This window comes from Chroococcidiopsis sp., assembly GCF_051657925.1.
Lineage (GTDB): Bacteria > Cyanobacteriota > Cyanobacteriia > Cyanobacteriales > Chroococcidiopsidaceae > Chroococcidiopsis.
In genome coordinates this window covers 1-5,299 of record NZ_JBOFLP010000152.1, presented here as the reverse complement: position 1 = coordinate 5,299, position 5,299 = coordinate 1, and the positions used below count along the sequence as shown (strand labels likewise).

Annotated in this window: 5 protein-coding genes and 1 pseudogene; 2 read left to right on the top strand and 4 right to left on the bottom strand. The window is 44.0% G+C overall.

Annotation, left to right across the window (positions count from 1 at the left end; all coding sequences use genetic code 11):
* Window positions 1–588 (bottom strand): annotated as a pseudogene (locus ACRC32_RS12100) (hypothetical protein); the annotation flags it as partial.
* Between the two features lie 135 nt (window positions 589–723).
* On the opposite strand from ACRC32_RS12100, the gene ACRC32_RS12095 reads away from it, so the two are divergent.
* Complete coding sequence (locus ACRC32_RS12095; RefSeq protein WP_438554192.1) at window positions 724–1,746, top strand: tyrosine-type recombinase/integrase; 1,023 nt, start codon at window positions 724–726, stop codon at window positions 1,744–1,746.
* Between the two features lie 176 nt (window positions 1,747–1,922).
* On the opposite strand, the gene ACRC32_RS12090 is transcribed toward ACRC32_RS12095, so the two are convergent.
* Window positions 1,923–2,129 (bottom strand): hypothetical protein, encoded by a 207-nt coding sequence (locus ACRC32_RS12090; RefSeq protein ID WP_438554191.1) that lies wholly within the window; start codon window positions 2,127–2,129, stop codon window positions 1,923–1,925.
* 78 nt (window positions 2,130–2,207) lie between these two features.
* Between ACRC32_RS12090 and ACRC32_RS12085 the strand changes: the two genes are divergently transcribed.
* Window positions 2,208–2,573 (top strand): hypothetical protein, encoded by a 366-nt coding sequence (locus ACRC32_RS12085; RefSeq protein WP_438554190.1) that lies wholly within the window; start codon window positions 2,208–2,210, stop codon window positions 2,571–2,573.
* 491 nt (window positions 2,574–3,064) lie between these two features.
* On the opposite strand, the gene ACRC32_RS12080 is transcribed toward ACRC32_RS12085, so the two are convergent.
* Together ACRC32_RS12080 and ACRC32_RS12075 are read right to left on the bottom strand one after the other, a co-directional pair.
* Window positions 3,065–3,373: a hypothetical protein gene (locus ACRC32_RS12080; protein ID WP_438554189.1), complete on the bottom strand. Its 309-nt coding sequence runs from the start codon at window positions 3,371–3,373 to the stop codon at window positions 3,065–3,067.
* Window positions 3,374–3,534: 161 nt separating this feature from the next.
* Window positions 3,535–5,299 (bottom strand): PKD domain-containing protein (locus ACRC32_RS12075; protein ID WP_438554188.1); only part of this gene is annotated, 1,765 nt, incomplete at its 5' end.

The following is a 5,299-nucleotide window of genomic DNA, read 5'->3' as shown; positions in this document are numbered from 1 at the left end:
GCTAGCAATAACGTATTCCCCATCCCAAGTATTGACCTCGTAGAGATCGCCATCAATACTTGCAACAATACACCAATGCCCTCCTTTCCCCTTGAGTTCGGGATTATCGAGGGTAACGAGGCGACAGACTTCACCAACGCGATAGCGCTTTCGCTTCGGTTTGCCAGTTATTTTTTGTACTACCTCTCTAACGATGCGACCGGGAGGAATCCGACCATCGGCAGCCTCCACCGCCTCAACCCAAATTTCCACCTGTAAGGGTTTGGATACTTTTGCCTTGACCAGATAACGAAGTTGACGCTCGCTGGAAGGCAGGGGTACGTGCCGACCAATGGTCGGCAAAACTTCCTCTAGGTTTTGGTAGATAAGGGCTGCACCGATTTTGAGATAGGCGCTATCGCGCGTATACCCGAAACAATCGAGACAGTAATCCTCAAAGCGATCGTGGGTGGAAAGGTAAAGCCTCTTTGCCTTGAGTTCCTGCAACGCCAGACCCGAAACCGAAAAAGCACTCCTAGCTTTACTTTCTAAGTATTCTCGATGTTGCTGCTGTGCGGGAGTGAGACTAAAAGGATCGATCGCTACCACGGTTGTGTTAATTAAACTGCATATCTCCAGCTTAAAGGAAAGAGGTAACGAAACGATCTGCAATAAAACTTAATCAAAAAGGCAAAAGAAATGAAGAAGAATGAATAACAGATAAGACAAATTATTAATTATTCAATGCTGGCAAACAATAACACAAAGACGATCGAGCCAGAACTCATTCCAAGCCCAATGTCAAAATTTCTGGCTGCTTGGGAGGAATATTTAGATGAGGAAGTGGGTGCGGGCGCGGCGAGCGAAGATACTTTAAAAACTTACACCACGCAAATTGCATGTTATTTGCATTGGTGTGAATCGGTCACTCTCGACCCTGCTGTGGCTAGAAGAAAGAATATAAAAAGCTACAGGCATTATTTGAGCAAGCAGGGTTACAAAAAGGCGACGATTGCCCTTAAGTTGACCGTCGTGCGCCGCTTTTACGAGGCTGCGATCGAAGCTGAATTGTTACTGTTCAATCCCGCACTTGGTGTTAAACCACCGCTAGAAAAAGTAGACCCCAGCGCTCAAATTAAATATTTAGAAATAGAGGAAGTAGAAAGTTTATTGCTAACCGTCAGTCAAGAAATTCCCGATGGCAGGGTGGAAATTGACAATGAAGTTAAACCACTGCGAGATTTGGCGCTGATTGAGATTATGTTGTACGAGGGCGCTCGTCCCATAGAGTTACATCGAGCCAATGTGGGGGATTTAACGCGCCAGGGCGATAACCTCGGTTTGCGCGTCTCTTCAAAAAGAAAAATACGTCTAATCCCGCTTACTGCCAAAATAGCTGCTCTGTTGCACGGCTATCTGGCAGCCAGAAAGCAAACGGGGGAGAAACTCAGCGCTCGATCGCCTTTATTTGCTGCGGTGGGCAATCGCAGTCGGGGCGAGAGACTTTCGCGATCGCGGATTTTTGCTTTAGTAAATGAATATTTAAAACAAAGTAATTTAAAAGACAGAGGAAATAGAATTCTTTCGCCCTATAGTTTAAGGCATACGGCAGGGACGCAGGGATTGATAGCGTCGGGAGAATTGCGGCGAGTACAAGAACTTCTAGGGCATAGCGATCCGAAAACTACAGCTATTTACGCCCAAGCTAATTTGAAATGGGCTAACAATCCAGCAGCATTGTGGGAACTCGAACTGCCTGAAAGTTAATTAAGATGCGTTCGCGTAGCGTGGACGGAGTCCAATCGCCGATAGAGAAGGCGCATGGCGGAGCCTCATCGATAATTTAGGGTGCTAAAAAATAACAAACTGCAAAAATTAGGGTGCATTAAGAATGTGTGTTCAAGCATTTGTAGCTCGGTCTATGCACCCTAACAATCGACTATTCAGTCCTGAAATTCTTGTAATAACTCTCTTTCAGCCGCTTCAGTCAAAACCCGTCTCATCCACTCGGCTTTATTGGGTAATTTTCTAATTAGCGAATCAACTTTTTCGTTGACTCTGACTGCTAAAGGCTGCTCGGCTAGTTGAACATCACCAGCTACTGCTTGATATGGTTTGAGTTGCTCTATTTTGGGATTGGGATTACTCATATTTGGACTAATTGCTATGTTTACAAGGCAATAGAAGTTAAAATAATTAGGTAGCAATTTATTGGCATTACCATAATCATGCCACGAAAACCCCAAAAGATTGAGCGACTAAAGTGTACGAGTATCGAACAAATCTTGTCGTGCTGTAATAAATTAACGCTCGCCCAGCTTAAATTAATTAAAGAAGCGATCGAGATAATGATTGCAAGGCTTGAAGATAAACAACTAGAGCCAAGCGGAGGACGCGGTCGGAGCGAGCTTAGCTCCGACTTCAGCCGTCCGTATCGATTCGATCGCAAGATTGAAAAAGTGGGGGTAGGAGTTAGAGGGAGTACTGGCTATATCGAATCCAAATTCATTAGGGGGCATGGACCATATTTATATTTAAGAATGCGTCGCGATGGCGTTCATCATTCTTTTTATTTGGGAAAGGACGAGCAATAGTTTTTTTGTTAGGGTGCATAAAGTGACTTTAAAACCTTTGTTATTAGGTATTTTATGCACCCTAATAGTTTTCTTGAATTGCACTTTTGACAGCTATCGCTGAAGGGGTGATAACCCCGCCATAACCCCTTCGGGGCTTGGCTGTCATAACTGTAAGACTCTGAGAATTTCTAGCTTATTGACAGGCAAGAGTGAGAACAGATAACGGGCGCGATCGCTTACACCGTTGCTTGTTTAAAAGGTAAGAGGATTAAAAAACAAGGAGCGCAAAAATATATTAGTCGTCTTAAAGAGCATAAAAGGATAGAGCTGCGACATGGTAACTTTTGGGTCGGAAGAGCATGGATATTCTTGGTGTGCAGCACAGGAAGAATGTCAAATTTGGGTAGCAGAGTTAATGCAAATTAATAGTAATAAGCTACCTTTTTTTGCGAGAGGTTTAAGAGCAATGACCCTTATCCAATCAGCTTTTTAGCTTGCTCGTCACCCCATCAGGTATTTTTCCCTTTATTGTTATCTATAAGCTTAGAAATCTTACGCACGATGTCTTCAAGACGATGTGATGCATTATCGGCGATTTCAATCAAATGTTGTTCCGTCTTTCGATCGGATCGCAAACCAAATTCTTTTGCTGCTGTTGCTATTATATTTACTTTTTCTTTTGCCGCATTGTAAAGAGCGATTGCCTGTAAATTTACATCGTTCTCGATGCGATCGAGAACTTGTGTAATTTTTGTTCTTTCCTTGGTTTTTTTTGCCAGAGACAATCGGGCCAGAGTTCGTGAAAAGACTCGCTGCATACTTGGAGATGGGTTTGAATATTTGCTACTCAAACTCCGATTGAAACAATTCTGCGATCGCTTGAAGGGTGATAGGGGATCTCTATGCAGAAGATGTTGTCATTAAAGAATTGTTCGAGCTTTAAGTGCCTCCTTTTGACAGTCGGCACTTTCAACTTTAATTACTCAAACTGAATCTTCAACCTCAAATCGTTAAAATCTCGATCGCCACCACCCCATAAATCCTCCAACACCAACTCATCCCCCAACAAACGATTGAAGTGATTGATACCATCTGGGTTAGCTCCCACATGAGAGAATAGAGCATAAGGACGAACCGAACTAGAATTACTAGGATTATTAGCTAACCATTGCTCCTTCGTCCCATCGACGATCGCATAAACGACCATATACTTACCAGCAGTAACAGCAACAGTATTATTCGTTCCGAATTCTGGGGTTGGTGAGAAGATAGTTTGAACGCGCGAGATTCTCATCAATGCTTCGGCATAACCAGCATCACCTGGAAGCAAGTTACCAATCTTTCCAGTGGCATCATCGAGTAACAACAAACCAATCTCAGAATTGTAGAGAGCTTCCTTACCTTCTATTGAAACCGTTGCATTAACCATCTCCCCAGGTATTCCTGGAACGATTAAATGAGTGTCACTTACGGTAAAGACGACATCATTGAAATCATTATCCCCACCACCAAATAGATCTTCAAAAGCAACCTCCAACTCGCCCCTTTCACCAACTTTATCGCGAACATGGTTTACCGAATCAGAATTAGCCCCCATCATCGAAAAGAATACTTTGGGTGGTTGCTCTGAATTACTTAAGAAAGATTCAACAGTATCATTTTGAACCAAATAGAACATCAAATAACTACCAGCACTCAACTTGACATCCTTCATCGCCCCCTGCTTTTCTCCTCGTGCGAACAAAGTTTGTCTCGTGGGACTACCTATTGCAAAATCAGCATATTCGGGATCGTCTGGAGTTACACCACCGATTTCACCAGTTGGATTGTCAACTAAGAAGAAACCAATCTCCGAATCCATAGTTGCGTTGTGTTCGATCCAATTAAAATTCAGTTCTACTTCTTCTCCTTCATTGCCCGATACTTGGTAGATGCCATTCGTTTCACTTTTGATTAAGGCATTGGGGAGGGCTGGACGGCGAACCTGCGTCGCCGTATTGAAGCCCGTCATTGGGGATAGGGGAGGCACGGACGGCAACACAGGTTCGCCGTATTGAGGAGGCAAAGATAATGATGAAACCTCATCAGATAGAGAGCCGTTGCCGTCATCAAGCATTGGGGATGGGAGAGGCACGGACGGCGAATTTACTTCGCCGTATTGAGGAGGCAAGGATAATGATGTTTCCTCAGAATACAGAGAGCCGTTGCCGTGATTGGATACAACTATATCGATAGCCTTTGTTGTAGTAGCGCCATCGGAATCAGTAACGCTCAGAGTAACGGTATACGATCCACTATCGTTATAAACATGGGTGATGGTTGAGGGTGTAGGGGAAGAAGTAGTACCATCGCCAAAATCCCAACTATATGTCAACTCATCTTCACCACTATCTGTCGCATTAGCACTAAAACTAATCTCTTCTCCTCGTTTGATATTGGTAGCACTACTTTCTAAAGTCTCGATCGTCGGTGCGACATTATTAACCGTCACATTAACAGTATCATTAGTGCTAGCGCCCTTACTATCGGTAACAGTTACAGTCGCGCCGTAAGTTCCCGATTCTGTGTACTCGTGGGGGAAAGGGTGTGGGGTGTCCCCATTCGAGGATAAATAGGGTGTAGGAGCTGTAGTAGTTCCATCGCCAAAGTCAAGTGTTATAGTAAGGGGATCTCGATTGGCATCAGTTGCCATTACGCTAAACTGTGCTGTCTCTCCTTGGTTGAGGCTGCTCGGCGCTGCTACC